Genomic DNA, 26872 nt, shown 5'->3' with positions numbered 1-26872 from the left:
TATGAATTCGGTAAAACGAAAAGGTACTTTCTACACCCTTAAAAGTGATAAGAAGCCACGCAAAGGCTCTGAACCTAAGATTATCCTTACGAGCTTCTTAGGTGTTCTTATCCCCTCAGCAATCTTTCTGACGCTGCCTGTGTTCTCTGTGACAGGGCTAAGCTTTACGGATGCTCTGTTTACTGCCACGTCAGCGATCAGTGTGACAGGATTAGGTGTTGTCGATACTGGCCAGCACTTCACCTTGGCAGGCAAAATCTTACTGATGTTCTTGATGCAAGTCGGCGGGTTAGGGCAGATGACTCTATCTGCGGTGCTGCTTTACATGTTCGGTGTTAGGTTAAGCCTTAAACAACAAGCACTTGCGAAAGAAGCATTGGGGCAAGATCGTAAGATTAACCTCAGGAAGTTAGTGAAGAAGATCATCACCTTTGCATTGGTGGCAGAGTTTGTCGGGTTTGTGTTGCTCTGTTTCCGTTGGGTTCCAGAAATGGGATGGGCAATGGGAAGCTTTTATGCACTCTTTCACGCTATATCTGCATTCAATAACGCAGGCTTTGCGCTGTTTTCAGACAGTATGATGAGCTTTGTTGACGATCCACTGGTGATATTTACATTAGCAGGTTTGTTTATTTTTGGTGGCCTTGGTTTTACAGTCGTCGGCGACTTATCGAGTAACTGGCGTAAAGGTTTTCGACACCTACATTTACATACCAAGATAATGCTAACTGCAACACCAGCGCTGTTGTTGGTTGGTACGGTATTGTTTTGGCTGTTGGAGAGGAATAACTCAGCGACTATGGAAGGTTTATCGGTGCAAGGTCAGTGGTTAGCGGCATTTTTCCAGTCTGCGAGTGCTCGTACTGCTGGTTTCAATAGTGTCGATTTGTCTCAATACACCCAGCCTGCATTGTTGGTAATGATTGTACTGATGTTGATTGGTGCTGGTTCAACTTCCACTGGTGGTGGTATTAAGGTCTCGACTTTCGCGGTTGCGTTTGTTGCAACTTGGACCTTCTTACGTCAGAAAAAGCATGTAGTGATGTTTAAACGTACTGTGACCTGGCAAGCGGTAACAAAGTCATTGGCCATTATTGTGGTAAGTGGAGCACTGTTAACCACCGCAATGTTTTTGTTAATGCTTACTGAAAAGGCCGCGTTTGACCGCGTGATGTTTGAAGTGATTTCTGCTTTTGCAACCGTCGGTCTAACAGCGGGACTCACTGCAAATCTCACTGAGCCGGGCAAATACATTATGATTGTGGTGATGGTAATCGGACGTATTGGTCCTCTCACTTTGGCGTACATGTTAGCTCGTCCAGAACCTTCTTTGTTGAAATACCCAGAAGATACGGTGCTAACAGGTTAATAAGGTTAACAGGCTAAGTTAACCCTTCTTGTTAGTGCGTTAGAAAAACAAAGCCAGCGAATATGCTGGCTTTGTTGGTATAGGTGCCGCACTAATTTCTTAGCACTTAGCCTTCGAACATTTCCATATATTCTTCGTAGCCTTCCTCAGCCAATTTATCTGCTGGGATAAAGCGCATAGCGGCTGAATTCATGCAGTAGCGTAAACCTGTTGGCTTTGGACCATCTTTAAATACATGCCCTAGGTGAGAGTCACCAAATTTACTACGAACCTCTGTTCTTGGGTAAAGTAGCTTGTAGTCAGTAGTTGTTACCACATAAGCTTCGCTGATTGGTTGTGTAAAGCTCGGCCAACCTGTACCTGACTTGTATTTGTCTTTTGAAGAGAACAAAGGTTCACCCGTTACGATATCAACGTAAATACCTTCTTGCTTGTTATCCCAGTATTTGTTGTCAAATGGGCGCTCTGTTGCGTCGTCTTGTGTGACATCGTATTGCAGTGAAGTTAGAGATGCTTTGATCTCTGCATCAGACGGCTTGGTGTATGTTTTAGCATTAGCTGTCGCATTTTTGCCATCGATGATTTGGCGGATCGTTTTCGGATTTTCTTTTCTATCATCACCGAAGATTTTATCTAGGTACTGATCACGACCAGAAGCGTAGCGGTAGTAGTTATAACGAACTTTGCTCTTCTTGTAATAATCTTGATGGTATTCTTCTGCTGGCCAGAATTTTTCAAACTTAATCAGCTCTGTTTTTAGTGGCTCACCAAAGATCTGAGCTTTGTCTATTTCCATCATGAAATTCTGAGCAACGTCTTTTTGCTCTTGGTTATGATAGAAAATAGCAGGTCGATATTGAGGACCTCTATCTACGAATGAGCCTTTATCATCGGTAGGATCGATGTGTCTGAAGAATTGGTCAAGTACCTGCTCATAGCTAACGACATCTGGATTGTAAGTCACGTTGATCACTTCGATGTGTCCAGACTTACCCGAGGAAACTTGTTTGTAGGTTGGATTTTCTAATTCACCACCGGAATAACCAGAGATAACGTCGGTGACGCCGGTCAGTTTTTCTAGGTCGGATTCTGTACACCAAAAACAACCACCAGCCAGTGTCGCGATTTCACTTTTACCTGAATCCATCGCTTTATCCATTGTATTGGCAGTGCCAGTCTGGCTTACAAATAGCGAAGTCAGTGGTAATGCAACCACGAGTGATACCAATATTTTAGATAATTTATTCATAGATACCTCATCTTGACGTTTTCTCATTCGATTTTGAATGTACGAATAGAGACAGGGTTTAGATGGAAAAAATTACACTATTCATGAAAAAATATCTCAAACAGAAAATCTTGCTCATAAATGCTGCCAGTAGTAGGGTGTCCATTATTGATATAATAGATAATGATGGCGGTTTCCGTACATCTAAGGAACAACATGCAAGCAGAAGTTAAATGGGTCGAAGGCTTTAAATTCCTAGGTCAATCTCAATCAGGTCACTCTGTCGTTATGGATGGCAGTGGCGGTGCTACCGCGCCAAGCCCTATGGAAATGGTGCTAATGGCTGCTGGCGGTTGTAGCTCTGTTGATGTGGTTGATGGCTTGAAATCTGCAGGCCAAAACATCACGGGCTGTAATGCAAAGCTTGAAACCACACGTCGTGAAACGGCGCCAAAAATCTTTACTGTGATTAACATTCACTTCGAAGTGTCGGGTGAAAATCTTGATCCCGAGCTTGTAGCTAAGGTCTGTGCGGATTCATTAGAAAAGTACTGTTCAGTATGCTTAATGCTGGGTGCTGGTGTAGAGATGACCCACAGCTGGGAAATAGTCTAGTCTCTGATTGTACAGTTTGGCGGTAGACTGATTTTTACGGCTTCTACTTATAGCTGACGGCATATGGGGAGAGCCTGATAAAGAAAAGGGCGGAGCACTTGAAAGTGCTCCGCCCTTATTATTTTAATTAAGGTAGAGTGCTATTATTCAGCAGTTTCTACGATAACTTCTTCCATTTGCGCTTTTTCTTGGTATTCGAAGCTTGGGATCGTTGCGTCAACACGACGGTTTTGCGCACGACCTTCAGCTGTAGCGTTTGATGCTACAGGGTTTTCTTCCCCTTCACCTGAAGCTGTAATGCGGTCCGCTTCAATGCCTTGCTCTTCAATGTATGCGGCTACAGCAGCAGCACGCTTCTTAGAGATCATCATGTTGTACTCTGCCGCACCTGTTGAATCCGTGTGACCAACAACATTAACTGATGATTGAGGGTGAGCTTGCAGTACTTCAACTAATGGCATTAATGCAGTTTTGCCTTCTGAAGATAATTCAGTGCTGTTTGTCTCAAACATACCTTGAGAGAAGCTTTCAGTTTTCGCTTTAGTAACCACAACTTCTTCTTCAACAACAACGACTTCTGGTTCGGCAATTGGCTCTGCAGGAGCCTGTGTTACAACGGCTGCAGAAGCGGCTGCTGCTGAAGCCGTTGTGTTACCTGTACCAAAGTTGTAGCTAAGGCCAACGGTAACAAAGTTAGAGTTTAAGTCTTGAACATAGTTGTCATCGAAATCATCGAAGTATTGGTATTCAACACGAACAGCCCAATCTGAGGAAAGCTGCTTCTCTAGACCGATACCGGCTGAAAGAACAACGTCTGTTTCACCGCCGTGCGAGATGTAAGCTGGGCCAGCTTTGAAGAATACATCGAATTCTTGTTGTACTGGTAGGCGGTACATTGGCGTTAGTGAGATAGCAATTATAGGGTCGCTAAAGTCACTTGTAACCCCATTTTTGGAAAAGCTTGTATTGTAGTCACCTAAGAAATCAGAACTTAACTCGATACCTAGTCTGTCAGTGAAGTTATAGCCAGAGTATATCCCTGCACCAATTGCATCATCATCACACTTTTCACCGCTTACGCATGCGCTATCTAGCCAACCCATGCCTACTTTTGCACCAACATAAGTGGTTGCAGCAATAGAAGGAGCTGCCGCTAAGCCGGAAGCTGCGACGACAGCACACATGATTTTAGAAAGTTTTTTCATAATCTTATCCTTGGATTAATTTTTATTGTTATCTGAACTGACCTGGAAAGCGATCACTTACTGGCTAAGACACTGCGACCGTAAGTAAATCAAGGCGTTGATTCAGGTAGAGCTTTTAAAGTACTACTAATATATTGTTAGTCTGATTGCGTATGATAGTCAATCAGATTGTTGGTATTCATAGTTTTCAAGGCGCTATTTATAGCTTTTTTGTTGATCAATTGTTGTCTTAAATGTTGGAAACAATGAAACCTCGTATCATTTTAAGGCGGTACGAGGTTTCATCTTTTTGTGTGAACGGATTATATGGCTACATAGCCTGAGTTGTAAGGTGGAGCGGAGGCTTAGCTGTTACGGACGCTCACCGGCTAACAAACGCTTTTCGATATCTGCAATCACTCTAGGTAAGTCGGCGATGGTATCGATCAGGTAGTGCGGGTTTGATTTGTTTAGCTTAATGCTTGCTTTTTCTCGCGCAGCTGCAAGTGTCGCTTCGTCGGCATCCACATATTCTTGGTAGGTTAAGCCTGCTTCGTTGCCTGATAATACAAGGCCTACTGTCCACATGCCTGCGTTGTGACCTTCATCGATACCCGGTGCAGCGTCATCCACTTTCACACACGCAGCGACGTTCGTCACACCTAGGTCAATGACGTTTTTAAGTGCCATGAATGGAGCAGGGCGACCGCCTTGCGGTAAGTCGTCAGTTGCAACTACGTTGTCAGGAAGATAACCGTAATCTGCTGCAGCTGGAATTAGTACGTCCATCACCTCTCGTGGGTAACCAGAACAAGAGCCGATTTTTACGTTCTTTTCTTTTAAGTTATTCACGACTTCAATCGCGTTTAAAATTGGTGCTGCGTGGTCTGCTACTTTTGCTTTCTGAAGAGGCATGAATGCCGCGTAGATCGCATCAACGTCTTCACTGGTCATCGAGCGTCCGAATTGAGCATTCCAACGAGCGTTAACAGCTGGGATTCGACCAACTGCTTGGATGTGGTCCCATTTGCCGATCCCCATGGGTTCTCGCGCTTCTGCTAAGTCGATATCAAAGTCGAAACCTTGTCTGAATGCTTCAACGAAAATACTGGTTGGAGCAAATGATCCAAAATCAACGATAGTGCCAGCCCAGTCAAAGATAACCGCTTGGATAGGTGATGTTGTGTTCATAATAGTATCCTATTTTTGTGTCGCTCCCAGTGCAAAGTTCTGGGAGGACGAATGATTGTTTTAGGTTATTGGTCTAAATGTTGATTTAAAGAATGAATTAAAGGTATTCAAAGTCTTTGCAGACTTTTGCTATCGCTTTTTCGAATACAGACAGAGCGACTTCTAGTTCGCTGCGACTGATGATCAAGGGCGGGCTCAATTGAATCACGTTACCTTGTGACACCTTAAAGCTCAGGCCATCGTTCAGACATTGATAAAGTACGGCTTCTGCTTCATCGAACGCTCGGCTTTTGGTGATATGGTCGGTGACCAACTCCACGCCCCAAAGTAGACCGATGCCGCGAACGTCGCCAATGACTGGGTATTTCTCTTTCATCTGAAGCAGTTGTTCACGCACGAACAGGCTGTCTTTTTGCACTTTTTCGAGCAGATTCTCTTGTTCAATCACTTCCATGGTCGCGAGTGCTGCCGCACAACCAATTGGGCTTTTCTCGTGGGTGTAGTGACCAAGAGATACTTGCGCTGCCGTGTTGTATTTGTCTTTAGTGATCATGGCTGCGATTGGTACTAAGCCGCCGCCAAAACCTTTACCGATACATAGGATGTCAGGTTCGATATCAAACGCTTGGTGAGTGAACCACTCGCCACTGCGACCCATACCGTTTGGAATGTCGTCGATGATCAACATGACGTTATGCTTATCACAAATCTCACGGATGCGCTTCCAGTAAGCTTTGCTTGGTACTTGCACGTCTGTGTTACGAACCGCTTCTGCAATGAAGGCTCCAATACCGCCTTCTTTTTCAATCACGTACTCTAGGTAATCCGCATAATGCACATCACATGCGGTCTCGTTCGCATCGCCGGAGTTTTGCCCGCGAAGCAATAAAGAGTCATTAAGCGGGAAAGCACCACGATAAGAGACGGCTGGTGGAATACGTTCTACACCAGCCATTAACGGCCCCATACCCTCGCGAAAACAAGCTTCACCACCCACTGAAATTGCATCGAGTGACGCGCCGTGGAATGAATCCCATAGCGACACTACTTTAAAGTTGTTGGTGACATGTCGAGCCAGTTTGAGTGCCATGCCGATCACCGATGTACCACCCGGAGCAAACAACACGCGATTCAAATCACCACCGCAGATCTGTGTGAGTTTCTCAGCACACTGAACCGCAGTTTCATTGGTAAAGCGACGCGGTGAAAACGGTAATGACGCCATTTGTTGAGTCACCTTATTGATGATGTGTGGGTGACCATAACCTAGCTGGTGAACATTATTGCCGTGAAAGTCCATGTACTTCTTGCCAGTTGCATCTTGAATGTAGATGCCTTCGGCTGCTTCAAGTGTGTCTAGGCAAGGCGTTGACATGGCTTGATGAAGAAACACGTCAGCATCACGCTTTAACATCACTTGAGTCGCATCATCGTTTAGCGATTCGTTCCATTTTTCGCGTGCTGGCGTGGTGTTCACATCGCCTTCGCTTCGAAAGTGCGTGGCCTTTAGAATCGGCTCTTGATTGGTCGTCGTCATTATTTGATGTCCCAGTACATAGCGTTTTTCACCGCGCCAATGAGAGCTTCAATGTCTGACGGGTAAACTTCACCGATGTTACCTATACGGAAGCAGTCTGCGTTTGAAACCTTGCCCGGATAAATCACAAATCCTTGCTCTTTCAAACGGTCATAGAATTCCTTGAATTGGTAATCGCTATGAGTTGGAGAATAGAAAGAAGTGATGATAGGTGAATGAAGATCATCATTAAGCAGTGGTTCAAAGCCAAGAGAACGCATACCTGCAACCAATGTGGTTTGGTTGGTTTGGTAGCGACTATGACGAGCTTCGATGCCGCCTTCTTGTTCCAATTCAAGTAGGGCTTGGTAGAAAGCGCGCACTGTATGAGTCGGAGAGGTGAAACGCCATTTACCATGGTTGCTTTCCATGCAGTGCCATTGGTCAAACAGGTCAAGGCTTAATGAACGAGCTTGGCCTTTGCATTTTTCCAGTTCCGATTGCTTCGCAATAACAAAGCCGAATCCAGGTACACCTTGAATACACTTGTTTGCCGAGCTGATCATGTAATCGATACCTAAGTCAGCAATATCCATAGGAATGCCACCAAAGCTCGACATCGCATCTAGAATGACAGTTTTGTTGTGCTGTTTTGCCAATTTGGCAATCTCTTCAATTGGATTCAGCATGCCAGTGGTGGTCTCACAGTGGACAATCGCCACGTGAGTAATGTCTGAATCCATGGTCAATGCCGTTTCCATTTCGTTCAAGTCAGGTTGTGATGTTTCACCTGGGGAAACGACATGGCATGGAATGTTTAAGTATTCTGCGATTTGAGCAATCCGAGCCCCATACGCACCGTTGTCAACAACAAGAAGCTTACCGCTTTTAGAGATAACGCTACCGATTGTTGCTTCAACTGAAGCGGTGCCGCTACCTTGCATTAGTACGCTCGTGTAACCCGTTTGCTTAGTCGCCAAAGTCACTAGCTTGCTACGAATCACTTCAACAACGTCTTTGTTGTATTCATCATCCCAAGTACACCAATCTTTTAGCATCGCTTGGCGAACGGTTTCAGAAGTAGATAGAGGACCCGGTGTCAGTAGTAGGTATTCGTTTCTCATGTTCAATTCTCGTGATTTATATTTTGGACTATACCAATATTTGCGGTTACTTTAACAACCAATTTAAACGGTCGTAAATAGCCCAAACGTTATTTTCACAAAAGCTTCATATTAAAATTTGTCACTTGTGTTGAGAAATTTTCCGATCTTTAAACTGCCATTTTTTGTTCATTTAACCGTCATAAAAGCAAGTTAGCTTAATACTCGAAATTTGGTACATACCAATATGAAGATGTGTGCTAACAACCTAAATGAATTTATGGATATAGAAGCCTCTAGATGGAGCTTCTAGCCTTAACAACTTTAACCTTGGCAATTCCTAACCTTGGCATCGGGCCTGACTGGAGAAAATGATGAAAAACCGTTTTATGAAAGGATCACTTGCAGCATTAGTTACTCTACTAGCTGGTAATGCTTATGCAGCACAGGAAGTGACGGTTTACACCGCTTTTGAAACTGACATTTTAGCGAAATACAAAAACGCATTTGAAAGTGAAAACCCAGACATCAACATCAAATGGGTTCGTGATTCAACTGGGATCATGACGGCAAAATTATTGGCCGAGAAAAACAACCCTCGTGCAGAAGTGGTGTGGGGTCTTGCTGGTTCTTCAATGGCACTGCTTAAAGAAGAGGGCATTCTTAAGCCTTACACTCCTCAAGGTGTAGAAGCGTTGCGTGTAAACCTTAACGACCCGCAATCTACTCAAGCTTGGTACGGCAATGACGCATTCTTCAATGCAGTTTGCTTTAACGAAGTAGTGGCTAAGCAATTGAACCTACCGGCACCTAAATCTTGGGATGACCTAACGAAGCCTATCTACAAAGGCCACATTGCAATGCCAAACCCAGCGTCTTCTGGTACGGGCTACATGCAGGTTTCGGCTTGGTTACAAAACATGGGTGAAGACCAAGGTTGGAACTACATGCAGAAGCTAGATCAAAACATTGCTCACTACACGCACTCTGGTTCTAAGCCATGTGTTCAAGCCGGTATGGGTGAAGTCGCTATCGGTATTTCTATGGCGAGCCGTGGCGCTAAGCTGAAAACTCAAGGCGCGCCACTTTCAGTTATTACGCCTGAAGGCATCGGCTGGGAATCTGAAGCGGTAGGCCTTGTTAAGCCTTCTGATGCAGCACAACGTGTTATCGATTGGTCTATTTCTAAAGCGGCAAACGAGCTTTACATCGAAATGTACCCAGTTGTTGGCCACCAAGATGTAACAGGTAAAGCAGAGAACTTCCCGAACGTAGAAAAGAACATGGCAAAAATGGACTTCGCTCGCATGGGCAGTGAACGTGCAGACGTTCTTAAAACATGGTCTGAGAAGTTTGACGCTAAATCAGAGCCAAAATCTTAATCTGCTGAGCTAGTTAGTTTATTGGCTACTTAGTTAATTATCTACTGAGCTTATTAGATTACAGAGTTTATTCGACACATGGTTTATTAGACACGTAGTCCAATAGATATGCAGCTCATTAGAAGTTAGGAATCAGTAAAGGAAGGCTTCGGTCTTCCTTTTTTAGTTTTACACCTTTAGGTTTTAAGTAAGGTACAACAAATGACAAAGCACTACTCATATTGGTTCAAGCAAGCGTTAGAACAAGAATTTGGTAACATCAATGCGGGACTAGATTCGGCTAAGCCGCTTCAAAAAGACGTTAACTGTGATATCGCCATTGTCGGCGGTGGTTACACTGGTTTATGGACGGCGATTTTAATCAAACAACAACAGCCTCAAAAGCACGTTGTGGTGATTGAAAAAGGTTTGTGTGGCAGCGGTGCTTCTGGCGCGAACGGAGGGTGTATGCTGACGTGGTCGACAAAGTATCCAACGCTGAAAAAGCTCTACGGAAGAGAGCAGGCGAAATGGCTGGTTAAGGAATCTGAAAAGGTCATTTACGAGATCGAAACTTTCTGTAACGAACACGACATCGACGCGCATCTGTATCGAAGTGGTACTTATTACACGGCGACCAATCAAGCTCAGAAGGGTGGAATGGAGCCAGTGGTTAATGAGCTGGTTAAGCAGGGTATCAATAGCTGGAAGAAGTGCGACAATTCTTTGGCTGAGAAAGCGGGATCTGATCGCCACATTGAGGGTTACTACTCAGAAGCTGCGGGTAGTGTTCAGCCTGCGCTATTGGCGAGAGGTTTGCGCCGAGTCGCACTTGAACTGGGTGTTGAAATGCACGAAAACACAGAGATGACTTCTCTTGATTACGGCTCACCAGTTCGCGTCCAAACTAAGGGTGGGACGATAACTTCCGATAAAGTGATCTTAGCGCTCAATGCATGGATGCTCGATCACTTTAAAGAGTTCAAACGCAGCATTGTTGTTGTCTCTTCAGATATGGTGGTGACCAAGCCTATTCCTGAAAAGCTCAAGCAATTTGGCCCAGAGAAAGGGGTGGCGGTGGTGGATTCGCGTATCTTTGTCCACTACTACCGAGATACCCAGGACGGACGACTCATGTTGGGCAAAGGCGGTAATAAATTCTCGTTTGCGAATCAGGTTGAAAGCATGTTCAACCAAACGACTAACTACCTACCGATTCTCAATCAATCCTTCCAGAAATTGTTCCCTAAACTGGAGCAGAATGAATTCGATTACAACTGGTCGGGCGGTTCAGACCGATCCGTCACAGGATTGCCATTTTTCGGTAATCTAAAAGGCCAAAGCAATATCTATTATGGGCTTGGTTACTCAGGTAATGGTGTGGCTCAAACTCGCATGGGAGGCAAAATTTTGTCTTCAATGGTGTTAGGAGTTGATAACGAATGGACTCGTAGTGGTTTAACTAGTGGTCCACGAGGCTATTTCCCAACAGAGCCATTTCGTTGGGCTGGGGCAATGATGGTTAGAGATGCTGTTCGACGAAAAGAGAACGCGGAAGATTCTGGTAACACGCCATTGTGGCTAGATAAGCAATTGGCAAAGCTCGCGGGGGCGGCAGGTAAAGCCGACAAGGTTGAATCATAAATTGATTTAAGGTTCAAATTAGAGGTATACACTAAGGCTCTCTGTGACTTATGGGCTAGTCATTGAGGGCTTTCTGAATTAACTTTCAAAGCCGAGCAAATAGCAATCTTTAATGCTTATTATATCTGCAATATAACTGTCATTTAGCTACTATAAATTTGTCACTCAACTGCAATATTCTCAGTTTAAATTTGGTATATACCATATAGAGAGTGCTGTAGTATGAGCAACCAAACTTATTTGAATATTGAAAACGTTGTAAAGCAATTTGGCCAATTTACAGCGTTAAAAGACATCTCCCTATCGATAGATAAAGGCGAGTTCGTCTGCTTCCTTGGCCCATCTGGCTGTGGAAAAACCACCTTATTACGTGCGATTGCAGGTCTAGACTTGCCAACTTCAGGTTCTATTGAGCAGAACGGTAATGATACGACCTTCTTGCCGCCAGAAAAGCGCGACTTTGGCATCGTGTTCCAATCTTACGCTTTGTTTCCTAACCTCACTGTGGAAGAGAACATCGCGATTGGTCTGAAAAACCAAGGGATGTCGACCAAAGAAGCTCTGGAAGCGGTAGAATCTTGGTTAGAAACCATTGGTTTACCAACATCTGGCCAGAAATACCCGAATCAACTGTCTGGTGGACAACAGCAACGCGTGGCTCTCGCTCGTGCATTGGCCTTGTCTCCAGGTTTGCTACTCCTCGATGAACCGCTGTCTGCGTTGGATGCGAAGGTAAGAACACATCTGCGTGACGAGATCTGCCAACTGCAACGCAAGTTGGGTATCACCACTATCATGGTGACGCACGACCAAGATGAAGCACTAACGATGGCTGACCGTATCGTGGTGATGAATCATGGTGTTATCGAGCAGGTCGGTGCTCCTCAAGAGATCTACCAAAAACCTGTCAGTCGTTTTGTGGCTGAGTTTGTTGGCAGTATGAATTTCATTCAAGCTTCTGTTGCAGCTCAAGGTAAGATGCGTATTGCTGAGTCAATGCTGCCGTTACCTGGCTTAGATAATCTCACGCCAAACCTAGGTGATGTTTTCGATATTGCCGTTCGTCCAGAGCAAATCCAGTTTGTGGATCGTTTTAGTGAGTCATTACCCGTGAGAATCGTATCAAGCGAATTCTTAGGGGCGTTTTATCGTGTTGAGTGTCAATTGCAACATGACTCCACGGCGAAAGAGATCATCGTTGATGTATCAGTCAAAGAGTTCAATCGATTGAAGCTGCGTCGCAGTGATATTCGTTATGTGGCGTTTGACCACGAAGGCCTGAGAGCTTACCCATCGAAAAGCCTGCAAGTGATGAAAGACGAGGCGGCGTAAATAATCATGGAATCGACTCAAATGATGCAATCTAAGCTGCTAATTCAACGACGAGTACAGCCTTTTCTTGCTCGGTTAAGTAAAGACAACGTAATCCTATTCGGGCTTCTGGCTTTTTTGTCAGTGGTCATGACGCTATTCATTCTGATGCCACTGTGGGCAATGTTGAAAAAAAGTGTTCAGAACGCAGACGGTGAATTTGTAGGATTACAGAATTTCGCAACGTATTTTGCTTCGCAGAGCCTCTGGCAGTCGGTAGGCAATACGTTCACGCTTGGGTTGTTAGTGACCGTTGTCGTGGGAGTATTAGCGTTTGGTTATGCCTATGCGTTGACTCGTTCATGTATGCCTTTCAAGGGGCTTTTTCAGGTGTTGGGTTCAGCGCCGATTCTAGCTCCGTCGTTGCTTCCTGCGATCAGTTTGATCTTCTTATTTGGTAACCAAGGTATCGCCAAAGAAGTGTTAGGGGGGAATTCGGTATACGGTTTGATTGGTATATCACTCGGCTTAATATTCTGGACTTTTCCACACGCCTTGATGATTCTGACCACCTCGTTAAGAACCTCTGATGCTCGTCTGTATGAGGCGGCACGTGCACTCAATACTTCATCTTTAAAAACCTTTTTCATGGTGACGCTACCTGCGGCAAAGTATGGTTTGATCAGCACGCTGATCGTTGTATTTACGCTGGTGGTTTGTGACTTTGGTGTGCCAAAGGTGATTGGTGGCAGTTATAACGTTCTATCGACTGACATCTTTAAGCAGGTGGTAGGGCAACAGAATTTCTCTATGGGTGCAGTGACCAGTATTTTGTTGCTGTTGCCTGCGTTGCTTGCGTTTACAGTGGATCGCTGGGTTCAAAAGAAACAGAAGAGCTTGTTTGATACTCGATCCGTCGCGTACCAACCTGAACCAAACACTCTACGTGATGGCGTGTGTTTGCTCTATTGCACCATCATCTCTGCTGCTGTTGTTATCGTGCTAGTCATGGCGATATACGGTTCTATGGTCACGTTCTGGCCTTGGAACAAAGCACTCACCTTGAATAACTATAATTTCTCAGAAATGAGTACCTACGGTTGGACGCCGTTCTTCAACTCTTTAACGCTGGGTGCATGGACTGCTATTATCGGTACAGTGCTGATTTTCCTTGGTGCATATTGCATTGAGAAAGGCAGAGCATTTGGTCCCGTTCGTCAGGCAATGCAGATGCTCAGTGTTGTGCCGATGGCGGTTCCGGGTATGGTGTTGGGTTTGGGGTACATCTTCTACTTTAATGACTTGAGCAACCCACTTAACTTCTTGTATGGCACGATGGCGTTCTTGGTGATCAACACCGTGGTTCACTACTACACGGTAGGGCACATGACGGCATTAACCGCATTAAAACAGCTGCCTGAAGAGATAGAAGCAACGGCGGCTTCAGTTAACCTACCGCAATACAAGCTGTTCTTTAAGGTAACGGTGCCGGTTTGTTTGCCTGCGATTTTAGATATTGCGACATACTTGTTTATTAATGCACTTACCACGACATCTGCGGTAGTATTCTTGTATTCTACCGATACGATACCTGCGTCAGTTTCAGTACTGAATATGGACGATGCGGGACAAACCGGTGCAGCAGCAGCCATGGCCGTCATGATCATGATATCGGCGGCAAGTGCGAAGTTGATTCATATGCTAATCAACAAGTTATTTGAGAAGCGCACCCAAGCTTGGCGTAAACGCTAGCGAACCATTTTATATTGCAGTTGGCCAAGGAGTGGCTGACGACAAGAACAATAATAAAAGGAAATGAAGTGCAGTACGTAAAAATCAAAGACGTCATCGTAGAGCAGATAGAGTCGGGCATGTTAACGCCACGACAGAAGCTGCCTGCGGAGCGCAAACTGGCTGAATCGTTTGATACAACACGAGTAACGTTGCGTGAAGCGCTGTCTTCACTTGAAGCGGAAGGGCGTATTTATCGAGAAGACCGCCGTGGTTGGTTTATCTCTCCAGCGCCACTGCGCTACGATCCAACGCAAACGCTGAACTTCACTAATATGGCTTTGTCGCAGAATCGTAAGCCGAAAACAGAATTAGTGGCAGCGAAAGGCATGTTAGCAACCAAGGAAGCAACTAAGCTTCTTGAGCTGCAACCTTTTTCGGATGTTTATCGAGTGGACAGAGTTCGTTACCTTGAAGACAGGCCAGTTGTGTATGTGACCAACTACATTCGACCTGAACTGTTCCCTAACTTGCTTGACTACGACTTGTCTAAATCGTTGACGGACATATACCGAGAGCACTTTGGCGTGGTGTATCAGAAGATACGTTATCGTGTGAGCACAACGTCTTTGCTGGGTGAAACTGCGCAAGCACTGCGTGCGACTTCGGGTTCTCCTGCAATGGTGGTCGAGCGTGTTAACTACAATCAGAACGGTGATTTGATTGACTGCGATATTGAGTATTGGCGTCATGATGCGATCAGCATTGAGTCGATAGCCCAGCTAGAGCGCTAGTCATACTTTAGAATGAATTATTCAATTATGCACCAACGCCCAATTGAAACGATCAAAGGCCTCTTATTCGGAGGCCTTTTTTATCACCGGTTGTCAGCCGTTGTGCTAATTCATCAATAATTTAGGAATGAAATGGAATTCTCTGCCATTGTCATCGTGATTGTTTCGGCTTTGCTTCATGCGGGTTGGAACGTTCTAGGTAAATCTAATCAAGGATCGGGTTCGTCATTCTTCTTAGCCTCTGGCTTTGCCGCCGCAGCGATATTGACGCCTTACTTGCTCTGGTATGTTCACAGTGTAGGGCTATCAAATATCTCACTTCCATTCTGGCAACTGGTTTTCTTGAGTGGGATCTGTCAAATCATCTATTTGATTGGGCTAGGCGCGGCCTACAAACAAGCTGATATCGGTGTGATTTACCCAATGGCACGGGCACTGCCTGTGTTGATGGTGGGTTTAGGCACGGTGTTGATAGGCTATGAATTGTCGGCGAATCAATGGATTGGGTTCACTTTAATAACATTAGGCTGCTTGTTTGTACCACTTAAGCAGTTTTCAGATCTTAGGTTAAAAGCGTATCTCAACCTTGGCGTACTGTGGGCGTTGATCGCGGCCATTGGTACCACGGGCTATTCCATTATTGATAAAGAAGCGCTTTTGTTACTCGATCCTTTGAGCACACCCACCGTTACTAACAAACACACTGCGATTTTCTACCTAGGCATTCAGTTTTGGGCGATTGTGATTCCGCTGAGTGTTTGGTTATTCGTAACCAACCAAAGAATCGAATTTCATAATGCTTGGATACTGCGAAAGAAAGCCACTGTGGCCGGCATCATGATGGCTTCGACTTATGGTTTGGTGTTGTTTGCGATGACCATGACTGAGAACGTCAGCTTGGTTGTTGCTCTTAGGCAAGTAAGTATCATCTTCGGCGTAGTGATGGGGATCTACTTTTTAAAGGAAAAGTGGCACGTTACACGTGGTGTAGGCGTCGTTTTTATCATTGCAGGTTTAGTTATCTCACTGACTTAAAAAGAAATTAAATCCTACCTCCAACCTATAATGTGACTTTTCAGTCGCATTTTTCTTATTGATAGCAAACGTTTTACTAATGTTAAAGATGTGATCCTTCTCATAGACAAGGCTGTAAAGTTACCGGTAACATCCACCTCAATGTTACCGGTAACATATAATTACAAACCGGACTCTGTGAAACTCATAAGGATACCCAAATGAAAGCTCTGACTAAAACGCTGATTGCTGCCTCCCTCACTGGTCTATTTGCTACTTCAGCAATGGCTGCAGACTTTAAACTTAAAATTCAATCTTCAGATCCTTCTGGCGACTTGAACTTCAAAGTTCAGCAGAAGTGGGCTGAGCGCGTAGAGACGATGTCTAACGGACGTATTGATATCGATCTTCTGCCTGTAGGCGCTGTGGTTAAGCACACAGAAACGCTAGGCGCGATCAAAATGGGCATCCTAGATGGTCACATCACAGCAACAGGTTACTTCTCTGGTAAAGATCCAGCATTTGGTCTTATCGGTAACATGGTTGGCGCATGGTCAGACACAACACAACTGCTTCAGTACATGAACTACGGTGGTGGTAATGAGCTAATGACCGAACTGTACAAGCCTTACGGTGTTCAGTTTGTTGGTGCTTCTACGACGGGTGTTGAATCTTTCATTTCTAAAAAGCCAATCGATGGTGTTGCGGATCTTAAAGGCCTGAAATTACGTGCGCCTGAAGGCCTAGTTCAACAAGTATTTGCAGCCGCGGGTGCAACTCCAGTAAACCTGCCGGGTTCTGAAGTATTTACTGGCCTAAGCAAAGGCGTAATTGATGCCGCGGACTACACGGTATTCTCTACCAACCAAAAAGCGGGCATGAACGATATTGCAACACATCCAGTTCAACCGGGCTTCCACTCACTGCCTCTAATCGATATCTCTGTTTCTCAGAAGAAATGGGACAAGATGCCAGCTGATCTACAAACAATTCTGCAAACATCAGTGCGTGACTTCTCTTACGACATGACGACTCAGCTGAAAATGGCTGACCAAGCGGCACTGAAAGAAGCTCAAGCGAACCCAGAAATTACTATCCACGACTGGTCTCAAGAAGAGCGTAAGAAGTTCCGTGAAATCGCGAAAGGCCAATGGAAGGTATTTGCAGAGCGTTCTGATAACGCAGGGAAAGTTTACACCTCAGTGACTGTGTTCCTAGAAGAAAACGGCTTACTGTAATTCAAACTTAGTTTACTGACGGGGGAGGGCTCTGCTCTCCCGTATTCTCCCAGGAAATTTGGCTCATGACCGATAAAATCCCCCACGCCCCAGCTGAAAACGACGAGCAACCAAGAAATGCGCTTGATCGTTTTGTTATAAAGTTCAGTAATCTCGTTAGCTGGTTGTTTATTTTTACTGTATTGATTTCATTTTATGAAGTTGTGATGCGTTACGCATTCGATGCCCCGACCACATGGGTACATGAAACAGCTTCTTTCATCGGTGGTTCTTTATTCATTATTGGTGGTATCTACGCGTTTGCTGCGAATAAGCATGTACGTGTGGTTCTTATCTACGATTCAGTGTCTAACCAAGCACGCAAATATCTTAATCTTGTTCACCACATTGTTGGTTTGGCCTTTGCTGGCATGCTGGCTTACGCGGCTTACTTCACTGCGGAAGAAGCGTGGTTTGCACCATGGGGTGAATTCCGCCTTGAAACATCAGGTTCAGTGTTAAACGCGCCTTATCCTGCGTTGCTGAAAGGCCTGATTTTTGTCGTTTTGTGTGTTCTTGTTGTCCAGTTTGTATTGCACCTAATCCAAGAGTTGATGGGTCTAAGGAAGAATGACGATGTTTGATTTATCTTCTATTGGTATCGCATGGGGCAGTTTGCTCATGCTGGTTATGATGATTGGTTTGCTACTGACCGGTATGCAGCTAGCGTTCGTAACAGGCTTTGTCGCGATTTTCTTCACTCTGTGTTGGTTTGGTCCTGATGCCTTACCTTTGATCGCAAGCCGTACCTACAGTTTTGCTTCTGGTTATGTGTTCTTAGCAGTACCGATGTTCGTTTTGATGGCGGCTTTATTAGACCGTTCGGGCATTGCTCGCGATTTGTTTGATGCAATGAAATCTGTCGGCCGTAAAGTTCGCGGTGGTGTGGCAGTACAAACCTTATTAGTCGCGGTTCTATTGGCTTCGATGTCGGGCGTTATCGGTGGTGAAACGGTACTACTGGGTATTCTTGCACTGCCACAAATGCTTCGTTTAGGTTATGACCGTAAGCTTGCTATTGGTACAACCTGTGCAGGTGGCGCACTTGGTACCATGCTTCCGCCAAGTATCGTACTGATCATCTACGGTATGACAGCCAGCGTATCGATCGGCGACTTGTTCAAAGCTTCTTTCCTACCTGCGTTTATTCTTGCGGGCTGTTACATCGGCTACGTATTGATTCGCTGTAAGCTCAACCCTTCTCTTGCGCCAATTCCAAGTGATGACGAGACAGAAGAAGACATCGCCAATCAGCCAAGCTACTTCAAAGCTCTGTTCTTCCCATTGCTTTCTGTCGCAACGGTTTTGGGCAGTATCTACACAGGTATCGCATCAGTAACAGAAGCGTCTGCTTTGGGTGTAGTTGGCATCATGATCAGTGCACTAATCCGTGGTGAGCTGAACTACAACATGCTGAAAGAGAGTGCCATCGCAACCATGCGTACTTGCGGCATGATCATGTGGATTGGTATCGGTGCAAGCGCATTGGTTGGTATCTACAACCTGATGGGCGGCATTGATTTTGTTGAAGAAACCATCCTTGCGCTCAGTGGCGGTAACGCGACAGTAACGCTATTAATCATGATGGCTATTTTGTTGGTACTAGGCATGTTCCTTGACTGGGTAGGTGTAGCACTTCTAACAATGCCAATCTTCGTTCCAATCATCACTGGCCTTGGTTTTGACCCAGTATGGTTCGGCGTTGTGTTCTGCCTAAACATGCAGGTGTCGTTCTTGTCACCGCCGTTTGGTCCTGCGGCATTCTACTTGAAATCAGTAGCACCAAAAGACATCAGCTTAGGTGAGATTTTCTCTTCATTACTGCCGTTTATTGCACTTCAAGTATTGGTTCTGGCATTGGTTATTATCTTCCCTCAGCTCGCGCTTTGGTGGCAATAACAGCAAAGGTTCCTGAGTGAGTATAACGTTCAGGAACCTATCAACAGCAACACAAGTTTAACTATTAGATTCGATTGTCAGCCCCTGTTTTGGTGGGGCTTAGGGAAGGCTTGCCTTATGAAAAGCAAAAAAATACTAGTGATGGGCGTATCTGGATGCGGAAAAAGCCTGATTGGTAGCCGTATCGCGCAGGCTTTAGAATTTCAATTCTTTGATGGCGATGACTTCCATCCACAAAGCAATGTAGAAAAAATGCGTCAAGGTATCCCGCTGACTGACGAAGATCGTCAAGGATGGCTAGAAACACTGAATAAGCAATACATCGAACAACCAAGTGCTGTGATTGCATGCTCTGCATTGAAACCTCAATACCGCGAGATTCTGCGCGAGAACAATGAAGACTTAGTGATTATATACCTTCAGGGCAGTTTCGATACGATTTGGAATCGCCATAAAGCTCGCGAAAACCATTACTTTAATGGTCAAGAAATGTTGAAAAGCCAATTCGCAACTTTGGTTGAGCCTGAGCTAGGTGAAGCGTTATTTGTCGATATATCGCAAGATGTTGAGCAAGTCGTAGAAAGTGCACTCAAACAAATTAAGCAGATAGGCTAAATCATGACTCAGATAAAAAACGATATCGCGATGATTGGTTTAGGAGTGATGGGTAAAAGCCTTGCACTCAACCTACTTGATAATGGATTCAACGTAGCAGGTTTTGATTTGAACGCCGACAACATTGATCGCGCCAGTTCAGAAGCCAAGCTGCTGAATGAATCGTTTACTGGTAAAGGTCAGTTCACACAAGGGACTAGCCTTGAACATGTGCTGCAAGGGCTCGCGAAGCCGCGTGTAATCGCTTTGTCGGTTCCTGCTGGAAAACCTGTCGATATCGTCGTGAATAGCTTGCTTGATGCTGGCTTAGAAAATGACGACATTGTTATCGATACAGGCAACAGCCTTTGGACAGATACCGAAGCACGCGAAGTGAACTACAAAGGCAAGCTTCGTTTCTTTAGCACCGCCGTTTCTGGTGGTGAAGAAGGCGCTCGTGTTGGCCCAGCGCTCATGGCCAGTGGTGACCAATCAGCTTGGCAGTATGTAAAGCCGATGTGGGAAGCGATTGCTGCTAAAGTCGATGCGAATGGACTACCGGTTGCTCAGTTTGAAGCGGGTGAAGCGTGCGCGGCGTATGTTGGTCCTTCTGGTACAGGGCACTATGTGAAAATGGTACATAATGGTATTGAATATGCCGATATGCAGCTTATTTGCGAAGTGTACCATTTCATGCGTGATGTGCTTGAAATGCCAGCTCAAGAGATTGGACAAGTCTTTGAACAATGGAACAACGGTGTACTTAATAGTTACCTGATGGAAATCAGTGCCGATATTCTTCAACAAGAAGATGTTGTAACGGGTAAGCCGTTCGTTGAGGTTGTGCTTGATAAAGCAGGGCAGAAAGGCACGGGTTTGTGGACAGCAGTTAACAGCCTGCAAGAAGGTTGTCCAACGCCAACCATTGCACAGGCGGTTTATGCACGTGCGATGAGCGGTCAAAAATCACAACGTATTCAAGGTAGTCAGCTTCTAAAAGGCAGTATTGCTGATGCCAGTCGGCTGGATAAAACAGAGGCTATTTCTGAGCTTCACGATGCTCTATATTGCGCCAAGTTGTCTGTTTACGCGCAAGGTTTTGATTTACTGAAAACAGCGTCAGACAAAGAGGGATGGAATCTCGATTTCACTCAAATAGCTAAGATTTGGCGAGCTGGTTGTATTATTCGTGCCGCTTTCTTGCAAAGTATCACATCGGCTTATCAACAAAATGGTGAGCTGGCGAACCTGTTGTTTGATGAGGCTTTCATCAAACAAGTGGAAGAGCGTGAGCTTGCTTGGCGCATCGCCGTTGCTAACTCAGCTTTGTATGGTGTGCCGATGCCGGGGATCAGCTCTGCTTTGAGTTACTTCGACTCATTACGTTGTGAGGTGTTGCCTGCAAATCTGCTGCAAGCGCAACGTGACTATTTTGGTTCTCATACTTATTCGCGAGTCGATAGAGATGAAGCTGAAAAGTTTCACGTGACTTGGAGTCAGTCTCCAAGAGCTGAAGTAAAAGTGAACGCTTAAACAATCAATAACGCCCTCAAATAAGAGGGCGTTATTTTTATTCGTTTTAAACCAAAACAAACATGTCGAACAATGTTGAACAAATCTATTAACTACTGACGTCACCATAACGTATGACCATCATCTCAACATGACTATCATCTCAACATGACTATCATCTCAACATGACTATCATAGGTTGCGCACCTTTGGTTGTGGGGATAATAGATTCCCTTGATTACTTCATGGTTGTTATAGAAAAGTTTTCCCAAATTGAAAAGATGTTTAATGATTTCGATTATTACAATAATGCTGGAATAGAAATGCGTTCAATTCTTTCGCGTTATGGTTATGACGGGACTGTTTTATTTCAAAAGGTCATTCCTTTTCCGAACTTGTTTACTGGCGCACATTACTTCCCCTCAATTTATGAATACTTACCCGTAGAGCCTTTGAAAGCAGCAAGCGCTGTAGTTCAAGAGAATATCAAAATAATATATAGTAAATTTGCAAATTGTAGTGAGGTTGTAATGAATGTAATGCTATTTAGTAACGGTAAGTTACCAGGTGACACATCACTTTTAGAGTATGGTAAAGAGTGGATTCGTCCAATGATGGAAAAGACTCAGCCTAAAAAAATGTTGTTTATTCCATTCGCAATGATTCGAGGGCAATACTCGGATCGCACGCAGCAATTGCAGCAAGTGTTCGATGAATATGATTGCGAAGTGGTGAGTATTCATGAAGCCGAAGACCCAGTGCAAGCCTTGAAAGAGGTTGATGGTATCATCATTAGTGGCGGTAATACGTGGGTACTTAACCGTATGCTTCACGACCTAGGCTTGGTAACACCGATGCGTGATGCTGTGATCAACAAAGGTAAGCTGTTTATTGGTTGGAGTGCGGGAACAAATGTCGCAACCCCAACGATCCGTACTACTAATGATATGCCAATTGTCAGTGCTGCTATCTTGCCTGCGCTTAATTTTGTGCCATTTCAGATTAACCCTCACTATATAGAAGCATCCATTTCTGGGCATATGGGCGAAACACGTGATGAACGTATTGAAGAGTTCTTGTGCATGAACCCAAGTGAAGTCGTTGTTGGTATCCCTGAAGGGACGATGCTGCAAGTGTGTGAAGGAAAATTAACGTACCACACCGCGACAGGCAAGCCAATGAAGCTCTTTAAGCATGGTCAACTTGCTGAAACGTTCACGGCGGACAGCGATCTTGCATTCTTGATGGACATCGGTTGCTAGATAACCAATAGACTAGATAACCAATAGAGACAGGCTACTGCCTCTTAATAGGGGTTGGCTATGTACGCAATTGCAATGGGTTAAACCAAGCCCCAATCTTGATCATCCAAGGTTGGGGTTTTTAATACGTAATATACACATCAAGTGTAAGTTGAGAACTTATTGAACATCGTCTTCGAAAATAAGTATTGTTAGTTTTATTGGTGGCAAAGCGACGTGTGTGTTTATGATCTGATATCAAGTTTTAGGTGTTTAGTTCTTCTAAAGTAGTCGAAATTCGTTACTATGTTACCAGTAACATTAATCGTAACCATGATGCTGTCAGTATGCTAAGTAAGAAAAAACGTCCCACATTACAAGATGTTGCCAACCTAGTTGGTGTCACCAAAATGACCGTCAGTCGCTGCCTGAGAGACTCTTCACAGGTATCAGAAGCACTGCGAGATAAGATCAGCGCTGCAGTCGACGAGTTAGGTTACATCCCTAATCGTGCGCCAGACATTCTTTCTAACGCAAAAAGCAATGCTATCGGTGTTCTTGTTCCCTCGTTAACTAACCAAGTTTTCGCCGAAGTTATCCGTGGCATTGAACAAGTCACCGCGCCTGCAGGCTACCAAACCATGATTGCCCACTATGGCTATAGCGCAGAACTGGAAGAGCAAAGCATCGCTTCACTGCTTTCTTACAACGTTGACGCGATTATCCTGTCAGAAAATGTGCACACAGATAGAGCGCGTAAAATGCTGCAGACTGTTTCTATCCCTGTGATTGAAATTATGGATTCGGTGTCTCCCCGTATTGAACAAGCAGTGGGCTTTGATAACTTTGAAGCGGCTAGAGCGATGACCAAAACCATGCTCGATCGAGGGCGTACCAATATCGCTTATTTGGCTGCTCGAATGGATGAGCGTACTCGCTTGAAAATGGCGGGCTATGAGCATGCGATGCAAGAAGCCGACAAAACGCCAGTAACGCTGCAAACGGAAGACGCGTCCTCGTTTACTTTAGGCGCAAAACTGATTGGTGAGTTACTTGATAAGCATCCTGAAGTGAATGGTATTTTCTGTACCAACGATGATTTGGCCATTGGTGCTTTTTACGAATGCGTACGACGTGGTATTCAAGTTCCCGAGAAGATGGCGATTGCGGGTTTCCACGGACACGACATCACAGTGGCGATGACGCCGCGTTTAGCGACTGTAGTAACACCAAGGGAGCAGATCGGTAAAGTCGCTGCACAGCAAGTTGTAGCGCGTCTACAAGGCAACAAAGAATGGGTGGCGAAGCTAGATCTCGGTTACGAGATTGAAGTGGGTGAGAGTATCTAATTTTACATGTCAGCTTTGATCTTCATCGGGCTCAAACTAAAACGCCCTTAACGAGACGAACTTCGCTAAGGGCGTTTTTTATTTATCTGGCAAAAGATGTATGTAGTAACAGACTTAACCCGTTAAAGCTTGAGCATCTTGTTGCTTCAACACTTTGTGGCCATCTTCAGTGACGCCACGCTTCCAATAACTGCTAATGTAGATGTTCTCTTTCGCGACTTCTTTTTCGTTTCGGAAGTATTGTCTCAGCTCGCGCATGCTTTCAAATTCACACGCTGTCCAAATCGAAACCTGACCGTCTAACCATTCTAAATTGCGAACCGTTTGTGAAAGTGTTTCTTCAGTTTCATCTTCAATTAACCAAGTGACTTTTATACCTTGAGGTGCTTCAAGCGTTTGTTTATCTGCTGCTGAATTGATCTGGATGACGGCGTGCCCTACGGCGTGCTCTGGAAGCGATTTTACTTTTGCAGAAAGCGCAGGTAGGGATGTCATATCTGCAACTAAGAAGAACCAGTCTGACTCTAGGTTAAGTCCTTGAATTAAACCTGGGCCAGCCACTGAAACTGTGTCACCCACTTTCGCGTTCATTGCCCACCTTGCTGCAAAACCACACTGCAAATCTGTAGTGATGTGGCGAACGAAATCAACCTCAATAAACTTCTCTGAAGGGTTGTACTGACGAATGGTGTAAGTGCGCATGGTTGGGCGCTCACCGTCATTCAGTTGGCTTAAATCGGTTGTGCCCAATGGCGAGAACAAAAGCTTGATGTAGCCGCCGGCACATTCGGTTGGGTACTTACTTAATCCTTCACCGCTAAGCGTTATACGCTGCATGTTCGGTGTAATGGTTGAGGTTTGAGTAACAGTTAATGTGATAGGGCTAGGCTTGCTCATATAAGGCTCTCTTAGATTTTGATTCCGACATCATAATCCTGAACTAAAAAACACTCAATACTAATAGTTATCATTTACTTTGATTTACACAGAGCAACGTAACTTGAATCACCTATCTATTTACCCTGGCATCCATACCGACAAAAAAGCCCTTTAGAAAACTAAAGGGCTTGAAGTGTTAGAGCTATTTAACGTGAGCAGAATTAGCTGTTTGCTTGCTCTAGTTCAATCGTCTCATCTGCGGCTTTCGCTGCGTCTAGCATCTTACGAATAATGAACGATGCTGCCATTGCGATACCCACCATTACAACCGCTAGAACAGTCAGCATTTGGAAGTAATCACCGTAAACCGTTTGAACGATCTCTTGTGTGATCTCTTGGCCTTTCTCAAGTGCAATAGACGTTGAGAAAACGGCACCAACAATGCCTGACATTGCGATTGCTACAGAGAATAAGCTTACTGAGAAGTTCTCGATGTGCTTAGGTGCAACAGACAGAATGAAGGCTACAACCATAGAACCAACAATAACTTCACCAAATGCTAGGAAGAAGTGGATTGCTAAGAACACTTCAGGGCGAATCAGAATATCTTCACCTACGGTCGTTACTGCCATCGTTAAGATACCGAAAGCGATCGCCGTCAGAATGAAAGAGAAACCTACTTTGGTTGCGGTAGAGAAGTGAATGTTTTTCTTTTCTAGCTTAGAGAAGATACCCGTAATAATAGGGCCTGCAACCATACACCAAAGTGGGTTCATTGCCATTGAAGCTTCCGGGGCTACAGGGATGAATCCGAGTAGATCGCCACGCATTGTGTTGATCGCTACCATTGTCATTGACGTCATCATTTGGCCGTAGTACACGAAGAAGCATGTCGTCAGGAATGTGATGATTAAGATAGTACCCATTTTCAGCATGTCTGATTTCTTCGATTTCAGCATCAAAGAGACAAAGTAGACGATTGCTGCTGCGCCGATCGCGTAAACGATGTTCTGACCAATATCCATGTTAGAGAACATGAAAAATACCAAGCCGATCATCGCCGCCGAAAGACCAAGGAACGCAGCCCAGTTTTTCGTGCTAACTGGTTTTTGGTCGATTTCAGCACTTGCTTCAACAAGGCCCTTGCGAACAAAGAGCATCATCAGAAGCGCAGCACCGGCTAGAACACCTGAAAGAAGGAAGCCACCGTGGAAACCGACAACTAGCACTAGCATTGGGAACAAGTATTGACCTAATAGAGCACCAATATTGTTTACTGAGTAGTTGATTGGGTAGCAATTTTCGAAATCTTCTTGAGTTTTGAACGTGCGTTTGTAAAGACTTGGGTAAGAAGGGGACATCAAACCACGCGCATAACTCGCTAAAGCAATACCACATAAAGCCATTGGAACATTAGTCGCTGCGGCACCGAGTACCAGTAGACCGTAACCACTTGCGAATCCGAGAAAGGCAATGGTCAATGATCGGTATGCGCCTAAAAATTTGTCGGCGATGAAACCGCCTGCGATAGCAAATAGCGGCCCGATTGCAGAGAAAGCACCAACAACCATCATGGTGTCGGCTTCGTTGTAGTTCAGATCTTCAAGGAAGAAACGAGTCAAGATCACCATGACGCCATAGAACGAAAGTCCGAACATCATCTGGCAGAACATCATTGATTTGTTTAATCTATTCCACATTATTTTATTCTCACATTTGTGTTGATATGTAGTGTAATTACCCAATTATAATATCATTAATAGCAATACATAAAATGAAACATTTGCTGTGTTCGTTACTTTGCTCTCTATATCTTTTCTTATCGGGCGATTCATTTTTCTCATGCGTTAAATATGCAATATTAGATTTTGCTAGTGGATGGTTGTGTAAATGTCGGTCAGATTTATTTGTTGCTAATTCGCGAGCCAATAACGGAAAGTTACAGGTGGTAATCTTGTAAAATATTCAAGTGAGTATCACTTTCAATTAGCTGTTGGATTTTAGCCAATAAAAAAGGTTCATCGCGGCTTTCCGGGGAAAGCCGCTTTTATCTTCAAGAA

22 protein-coding genes are annotated in these 26872 nt (G+C 44.7%); 15 read left to right on the top strand and 7 right to left on the bottom strand.

Annotated features, from left to right (window positions below; translation table 11 throughout):
* Position 1: 1 nt before the first annotated feature.
* A complete protein-coding gene (locus ACED42_RS14070) occupies positions 2-1369 on the top strand; it encodes a TrkH family potassium uptake protein (protein WP_371702979.1) in 1368 nt (455 codons plus the stop codon).
* Between the two features lie 106 nt (positions 1370-1475).
* Here ACED42_RS14070 and msrB read toward each other — a convergent pair whose 3' ends face one another.
* Positions 1476-2618, bottom strand: a complete 1143-nt coding sequence (gene msrB / locus ACED42_RS14065; RefSeq protein ID WP_012600351.1) for a peptide-methionine (R)-S-oxide reductase MsrB — start codon at positions 2616-2618, stop codon at positions 1476-1478.
* A gap of 195 nt (positions 2619-2813) precedes the next feature.
* Between msrB and ACED42_RS14060 the strand changes: the two genes are divergently transcribed.
* Positions 2814-3212 (top strand): OsmC family protein, encoded by a 399-nt coding sequence (locus tag ACED42_RS14060; RefSeq protein WP_009845637.1) that lies wholly within the window; start codon positions 2814-2816, stop codon positions 3210-3212.
* Between the two features lie 143 nt (positions 3213-3355).
* On the opposite strand, the gene ACED42_RS14055 is transcribed toward ACED42_RS14060, so the two are convergent.
* From ACED42_RS14055 to phnW, 4 genes are all read right to left on the bottom strand, one after another.
* The gene (locus tag ACED42_RS14055) at positions 3356-4417 is read right to left on the bottom strand and encodes an OmpA family protein (protein WP_371702976.1); all 1062 of its coding nucleotides are present in this window, start codon (positions 4415-4417) and stop codon (positions 3356-3358) included.
* Positions 4418-4768: 351 nt separating this feature from the next.
* Positions 4769-5587, bottom strand: a complete 819-nt coding sequence (gene phnX, locus ACED42_RS14050) for a phosphonoacetaldehyde hydrolase (RefSeq protein WP_012600354.1) — start codon at positions 5585-5587, stop codon at positions 4769-4771.
* 97 nt (positions 5588-5684) lie between these two features.
* Positions 5685-7124, bottom strand: a complete 1440-nt coding sequence (locus ACED42_RS14045; RefSeq protein ID WP_371702975.1) for an aspartate aminotransferase family protein — start codon at positions 7122-7124, stop codon at positions 5685-5687.
* Positions 7124-8227 carry a 2-aminoethylphosphonate--pyruvate transaminase gene (phnW, locus tag ACED42_RS14040; protein ID WP_371702974.1) on the bottom strand — a complete coding sequence of 368 codons (1104 nt, stop codon included), beginning with the start codon at positions 8225-8227 and terminating at the stop codon, positions 7124-7126. Before phnW ends, ACED42_RS14045 begins: the two co-directional genes overlap by 1 nt.
* 350 nt (positions 8228-8577) lie before the next feature.
* Here phnW and ACED42_RS14035 point away from each other — a divergent pair, with 350 nt between their 5' ends.
* The 13 genes from ACED42_RS14035 (at position 8578) to gntR (ending at position 23933) form a co-directional block, all read left to right on the top strand.
* Positions 8578-9588: a putative 2-aminoethylphosphonate ABC transporter substrate-binding protein gene (locus ACED42_RS14035; RefSeq protein ID WP_192853037.1), complete on the top strand. Its 1011-nt coding sequence runs from the start codon at positions 8578-8580 to the stop codon at positions 9586-9588.
* A gap of 201 nt (positions 9589-9789) precedes the next feature.
* Entirely contained in the window at positions 9790-11211 is a 1422-nt protein-coding gene (locus ACED42_RS14030) for an FAD-dependent oxidoreductase (protein ID WP_371702972.1), read from the top strand.
* Positions 11212-11433: 222 nt separating this feature from the next.
* The gene (locus ACED42_RS14025; RefSeq protein WP_371702970.1) at positions 11434-12543 is read left to right on the top strand and encodes a putative 2-aminoethylphosphonate ABC transporter ATP-binding protein; all 1110 of its coding nucleotides are present in this window, start codon (positions 11434-11436) and stop codon (positions 12541-12543) included.
* A gap of 21 nt (positions 12544-12564) precedes the next feature.
* Positions 12565-14274: a putative 2-aminoethylphosphonate ABC transporter permease subunit gene (locus ACED42_RS14020; RefSeq protein ID WP_371703005.1), complete on the top strand. Its 1710-nt coding sequence runs from the start codon at positions 12565-12567 to the stop codon at positions 14272-14274.
* A 68-nt stretch (positions 14275-14342) separates the two neighbouring features.
* Positions 14343-15047 (top strand): phosphonate utilization transcriptional regulator PhnR, encoded by a 705-nt coding sequence (gene phnR / locus ACED42_RS14015; protein ID WP_016789432.1) that lies wholly within the window; start codon positions 14343-14345, stop codon positions 15045-15047.
* A 132-nt stretch (positions 15048-15179) separates the two neighbouring features.
* Positions 15180-16082, top strand: coding sequence for a multidrug transporter (locus ACED42_RS14010; RefSeq protein WP_371702968.1), 903 nt, complete (start codon positions 15180-15182; stop codon positions 16080-16082).
* 200 nt (positions 16083-16282) lie between these two features.
* Entirely contained in the window at positions 16283-17299 is a 1017-nt protein-coding gene (locus tag ACED42_RS14005) for a TRAP transporter substrate-binding protein (RefSeq protein ID WP_016797095.1), read from the top strand.
* Between the two features lie 65 nt (positions 17300-17364).
* The gene (locus ACED42_RS14000) at positions 17365-17922 is read left to right on the top strand and encodes a TRAP transporter small permease subunit (RefSeq protein WP_004730132.1); all 558 of its coding nucleotides are present in this window, start codon (positions 17365-17367) and stop codon (positions 17920-17922) included.
* The gene (locus ACED42_RS13995) at positions 17915-19237 is read left to right on the top strand and encodes a TRAP transporter large permease subunit (protein ID WP_012600364.1); all 1323 of its coding nucleotides are present in this window, start codon (positions 17915-17917) and stop codon (positions 19235-19237) included. The genes ACED42_RS14000 and ACED42_RS13995 overlap by 8 nt, the downstream gene beginning before the upstream one ends.
* Before the next feature lie 117 nt (positions 19238-19354).
* On the top strand, positions 19355-19852 hold the full coding sequence (locus tag ACED42_RS13990) for a gluconokinase (protein ID WP_065679300.1): 498 nt from the start codon (positions 19355-19357) through the stop codon (positions 19850-19852).
* A gap of 3 nt (positions 19853-19855) precedes the next feature.
* Positions 19856-21364 carry an NADP-dependent phosphogluconate dehydrogenase gene (gene gndA / locus ACED42_RS13985; RefSeq protein WP_371702966.1) on the top strand — a complete coding sequence of 503 codons (1509 nt, stop codon included), beginning with the start codon at positions 19856-19858 and terminating at the stop codon, positions 21362-21364.
* Positions 21365-21873: 509 nt separating this feature from the next.
* Positions 21874-22605, top strand: a complete 732-nt coding sequence (gene pepE, locus ACED42_RS13980; protein WP_012600367.1) for a dipeptidase PepE — start codon at positions 21874-21876, stop codon at positions 22603-22605.
* 326 nt (positions 22606-22931) lie between these two features.
* Positions 22932-23933: a gluconate operon transcriptional repressor GntR gene (gene gntR, locus ACED42_RS13975; RefSeq protein ID WP_029222988.1), complete on the top strand. Its 1002-nt coding sequence runs from the start codon at positions 22932-22934 to the stop codon at positions 23931-23933.
* 114 nt (positions 23934-24047) lie between these two features.
* Here the strand turns inward: gntR and ACED42_RS13970 are convergent, their stop codons facing one another.
* Together ACED42_RS13970 and ACED42_RS13965 are read right to left on the bottom strand one after the other, a co-directional pair.
* Positions 24048-24830, bottom strand: coding sequence for a siderophore-interacting protein (locus ACED42_RS13970; RefSeq protein ID WP_371702964.1), 783 nt, complete (start codon positions 24828-24830; stop codon positions 24048-24050).
* A 203-nt stretch (positions 24831-25033) separates the two neighbouring features.
* The gene (locus ACED42_RS13965) at positions 25034-26512 is read right to left on the bottom strand and encodes a peptide MFS transporter (protein WP_371702961.1); all 1479 of its coding nucleotides are present in this window, start codon (positions 26510-26512) and stop codon (positions 25034-25036) included.
* Positions 26513-26872: the final 360 nt, after the last annotated feature.

Source organism: Vibrio sp. FF145, from assembly GCF_041439075.1.
Lineage (GTDB): Bacteria > Pseudomonadota > Gammaproteobacteria > Enterobacterales > Vibrionaceae > Vibrio > Vibrio tasmaniensis_A.
Note: the sequence above shows the minus strand (reverse complement) of the source record. Positions and strands in the feature narration are given on the sequence as shown.

Bases quoted from the DNA above. Each gene is read 5' to 3' on its own strand.
- ACED42_RS14030 (WP_371702972.1), top strand. From the start codon at position 9,790: ATGACAAAGCACTACTCATATTGGTTCAAGCAAGCGTTAGAACAAGAA.
- ACED42_RS14025 (WP_371702970.1), top strand. From the start codon at position 11,434: ATGAGCAACCAAACTTATTTGAATATTGAAAACGTTGTAAAGCAATTT.
- ACED42_RS14070 (WP_371702979.1), top strand. From the start codon at position 2: ATGAATTCGGTAAAACGAAAAGGTACTTTCTACACCCTTAAAAGTGAT.
- ACED42_RS13970 (WP_371702964.1), bottom strand. From the start codon at position 24,830: ATGAGCAAGCCTAGCCCTATCACATTAACTGTTACTCAAACCTCAACC.
- ACED42_RS14020 (WP_371703005.1), top strand. From the start codon at position 12,565: ATGATGCAATCTAAGCTGCTAATTCAACGACGAGTACAGCCTTTTCTT.
- gntR (WP_029222988.1), top strand. From the start codon at position 22,932: ATGCTAAGTAAGAAAAAACGTCCCACATTACAAGATGTTGCCAACCTA.
- ACED42_RS13995 (WP_012600364.1), top strand. From the start codon at position 17,915: ATGTTTGATTTATCTTCTATTGGTATCGCATGGGGCAGTTTGCTCATG.
- ACED42_RS14005 (WP_016797095.1), top strand. From the start codon at position 16,283: ATGAAAGCTCTGACTAAAACGCTGATTGCTGCCTCCCTCACTGGTCTA.
- ACED42_RS14035 (WP_192853037.1), top strand. From the start codon at position 8,578: ATGATGAAAAACCGTTTTATGAAAGGATCACTTGCAGCATTAGTTACT.
- ACED42_RS14000 (WP_004730132.1), top strand. From the start codon at position 17,365: ATGACCGATAAAATCCCCCACGCCCCAGCTGAAAACGACGAGCAACCA.
- pepE (WP_012600367.1), top strand. From the start codon at position 21,874: ATGAATGTAATGCTATTTAGTAACGGTAAGTTACCAGGTGACACATCA.
- ACED42_RS13965 (WP_371702961.1), bottom strand. From the start codon at position 26,512: ATGTGGAATAGATTAAACAAATCAATGATGTTCTGCCAGATGATGTTC.
- msrB (WP_012600351.1), bottom strand. From the start codon at position 2,618: ATGAATAAATTATCTAAAATATTGGTATCACTCGTGGTTGCATTACCA.
- ACED42_RS14010 (WP_371702968.1), top strand. From the start codon at position 15,180: ATGGAATTCTCTGCCATTGTCATCGTGATTGTTTCGGCTTTGCTTCAT.
- phnW (WP_371702974.1), bottom strand. From the start codon at position 8,227: ATGAGAAACGAATACCTACTACTGACACCGGGTCCTCTATCTACTTCT.
- ACED42_RS14055 (WP_371702976.1), bottom strand. From the start codon at position 4,417: ATGAAAAAACTTTCTAAAATCATGTGTGCTGTCGTCGCAGCTTCCGGC.
- ACED42_RS14060 (WP_009845637.1), top strand. From the start codon at position 2,814: ATGCAAGCAGAAGTTAAATGGGTCGAAGGCTTTAAATTCCTAGGTCAA.
- ACED42_RS13990 (WP_065679300.1), top strand. From the start codon at position 19,355: ATGAAAAGCAAAAAAATACTAGTGATGGGCGTATCTGGATGCGGAAAA.
- ACED42_RS14045 (WP_371702975.1), bottom strand. From the start codon at position 7,124: ATGACGACGACCAATCAAGAGCCGATTCTAAAGGCCACGCACTTTCGA.
- gndA (WP_371702966.1), top strand. From the start codon at position 19,856: ATGACTCAGATAAAAAACGATATCGCGATGATTGGTTTAGGAGTGATG.
- phnX (WP_012600354.1), bottom strand. From the start codon at position 5,587: ATGAACACAACATCACCTATCCAAGCGGTTATCTTTGACTGGGCTGGC.